The sequence below is a fragment of the Actinosynnema sp. NPDC023658 genome, from assembly GCF_040639995.1.
In the GTDB taxonomy this organism is placed as follows: domain Bacteria; phylum Actinomycetota; class Actinomycetes; order Mycobacteriales; family Pseudonocardiaceae; genus Actinosynnema.
Map to the genome: position 1 here is coordinate 1 of NZ_JBFAAX010000725.1, position 2,890 is coordinate 2,890.

The 2,890-nt window shown below is 71.4% G+C and carries 3 protein-coding genes; all 3 read left to right on the forward strand.

The features are described from left to right. The coding region (locus AB0G02_RS33820; protein WP_360802519.1) for an MFS transporter at positions 1-808 on the forward strand (808 nt) is incomplete at its 5' end. A 112-nt stretch (positions 809-920) separates the two neighbouring features. Beyond that, entirely contained in the window at positions 921-2,426 is a 1,506-nt protein-coding gene (locus tag AB0G02_RS33825; protein WP_360802522.1) for an MFS transporter, read from the forward strand. A 151-nt stretch (positions 2,427-2,577) separates the two neighbouring features. Then, positions 2,578-2,890 (forward strand): FAD-dependent oxidoreductase (locus AB0G02_RS33830; RefSeq protein WP_360802525.1); only part of this gene is annotated, 313 nt, incomplete at its 3' end.

Here is a 2,890-nt window from a genome sequence, read left to right on the forward strand (position 1 = left end):
GCTCAGCCTGCTCGCGATCGTGCTGCCGCTGGTCGAGGGCCCGCGGCTCGGGTGGCCGTGGTGGACCTGGCCGTGCCTGGCCTCGGCGGCACCGCTGCTCGGCGCGTTCACCCTGCGCCAGCACCGCCTGCGGGTCCGGGCGGGCTCGCCGTTGGTCGACCTGGCGATGTTCCGCGAGCGCTCCTACTGGGCGGGCCTGGTCATCGGTCTGGTCTACGCGCTGGCGATGTCCTCGTTCTTCCTCGTGCTGGCGCTGTACCTCCAGCAGGGGCACGGGCTCGGCGCGCTGGACTCCGGCCTGATCTTCCTGCCGCTGGGCCTCGGCTACTTCGTCGCGTCGACCAGGTCCGGCGCGGTGGCCGCCGTGCTGGGCCGCCAGGTGCTCGCGCTGGGCTCCTCGGTGGTCGCCGCCGGGTACGCCGTGCTGGCGGTGACGGTCGACCGGATCGGCGTCACCGGCCCGGTGCCGTGGCTGATCCCGGGGCTGCTGGTGTCGGGGGCCGGGATGGGCCTGGTGATGGCGCCGCTGCCGTCCATCGTGATGGCGGGCGTCGCGCGGCGGCACTCCTCCGCGGCCTCCGGCGTCCTGAACGCCGTGCAGCAGGCGGGTGGCGCGATCGGCGTGGCGCTGGTCGGCCTCGTCTTCTACCGGGTCCTCGGCGCGACACCGACCCCGGCGGACCACGCGGCCGCCTTCACCCACAGCCAGTACCTGCTGGCGGGCTTCGCGGTGGCGGTCGTCGCGCTGGTCCAGCTGCTGCCGAAACCCGCCGCACGTCCCGGCGGTTCCGACGTTCAGGCGAAATAAAGGACAGAGCGCCGCAAATCGCTCAAAAGGGTCAGCACCCTTGGCAGCGCACGGTTTTCGGGTGATGACAGCCGGGTAAACGGGCGCATTCACGCTCCCCGAGGAGATCGTCATGGCGACTACACCCGACACGGCGTCGTCCGGGATACGCACGCTGATCCCGGCTCGCATCGACCGGTTGCCCTGGTCCAGGTTCCACACCCGGATGGTCGTCGCGCTGGGCGTGGCCTGGATCCTCGACGGCCTGGAGATCACGGTGGCCAGCGCGGTCGCCGACACGCTGACCAAGCCCGAGACCCTGGGCCTGTCGTCGACCGCGGTCGGGTTGCTGGCGACGGTCTACCTGGCCGGCGAAGTGGTCGGCGCGCTGTTCTTCGGCAACCTGTCGGACCGGCTGGGTCGGCGCAACCTGTTCATGCTCACGCTGGCGGTCTACCTCGTCGGCAGCGGCCTGACCGCGTTCACGATGGGCAACGGCGCGGGCTGGGTGGGCTTCCTCTACCTCACCCGGTTCATCGCCGGCATGGGCATCGGCGGTGAGTACGCCGCGATCAACTCCGCGATCGACGAGCTGATCCCGGCGCGCTACCGGGGTCGCGTGGACATCGCCGTCAACGGCACCTACTGGGCGGGCGCCGTGCTGGGCACGCTGGGCACGTTCATCCTGCTCAACAACGTCGACCTGTCGCTGGGCTGGCGGTTGGGCTTCCTGATCGGACCGGTGCTGGGCCTGGTGATCCTGGTGGTGCGGCGGCACCTGCCGGAGAGCCCGCGGTGGCAGATCATGCACGGCCGGGAGCGGGCCGCCGAGGAGTCGATCACCGAGATCGAGCGCGAGGTCGAGCAGGCCGGCGTCGCGCTGCCCCCGGTCGACAAGAGCAAGGCCATCGAGGTGCGGCCAGCCGAGCAGATCGGCTACGCCGCGCTGACCCGCGTGCTGTTCCGCGAGTACCCGTCGCGGGCGGTCCTGGGCGCGTCGCTGATGATCGCCCAGTCGTTCCTCTACAACGCGATCTTCTTCACCTACACGCTGGTGCTCGGCAAGTTCTACGGCGTCCCGTCCGGCACCACGCCGATCTACCTGATCGCGTTCGCGGTCGGCAACCTGGTGGGCCCGTTCGCCATCGGCCACCTGTTCGACACGATCGGCCGTCGCAAGATGCTGGCGGGCACCTACATCATCTCCGGTGTCCTGCTCGCGGTCACCGCGGTGCTGTTCTACGCGGGGGCGCTCAACGCCATCACCCAGACGATCGCCTGGTGCGTGATCTTCTTCTTCGCCTCCGCGGGCGCCAGCGCGGCCTACCTCACCGTCAGCGAGATCTTCCCGCTGGAGGTGCGGGCCAAGGCCATCGCCGTGTTCTTCGCCATCGCCCAGTGCTTCGGCGCGCTCGGCCCGGTCATCTACGGCGCCCTCATCGGCACCGGCGACCACCCGGTCCGACTGTTCCTGGGCTACCTGCTCGGCGCGGCCGTCATGATCGCCGGCGGCCTGGTGGCCCGTGCCCTGGCCGTGGACGCGGAGCAGAAGTCCCTGGAGGACATCGCCCTGCCGCTGTCCGCCACGCGCCGCGGCACCACCCGCGCCGAAGGGGCCGCCTCGCCCTTCTCCACGTGATCCGGGACCGCGGCCGGCGTTCACCCGATGGGGGTGGACCCGCGCCACGGCGGTGGTCGGGCGGCGTATTCCCGCGCCGCCCGACATGATCCCGCGCGGACGGGGTACGCCGGGTGGGTTCGGTCGAGGACTTTCCGGCGGAGGTGGGATCGTGACGGGCGATGAACCGCGTGCGCGGCACAGGGTGGTGGTCGTGGGTGCCGGGTTCGGCGGTCTGCGCGTCGTGCGGGCGCTCGCCGGGGTGGACGCCGAGGTCGTGGTCGTCGACCGGGTGAACCACCACCTGTTCCAGCCGCTGCTCTACCAGTTCGCGACGGGGCTGCTCTCGGCCGGTGACATCGCGCCGGTGCTGCGCTCGGTGCTGCGGGACCAGGACAACGCCAAGGTCGTGCTGGGCGAGGTCACCGGGTTCGACGCCGAGGTCAGGAGCGTGCACGTCGCGCTGCCCGACGGCTCCCGGCGGG

Excerpts from the sequence above, each read along its gene's own strand:
- AB0G02_RS33825 (WP_360802522.1), top strand. The coding sequence starts at position 921 with ATGGCGACTACACCCGACACGGCGTCGTCCGGGATACGCACGCTGATC.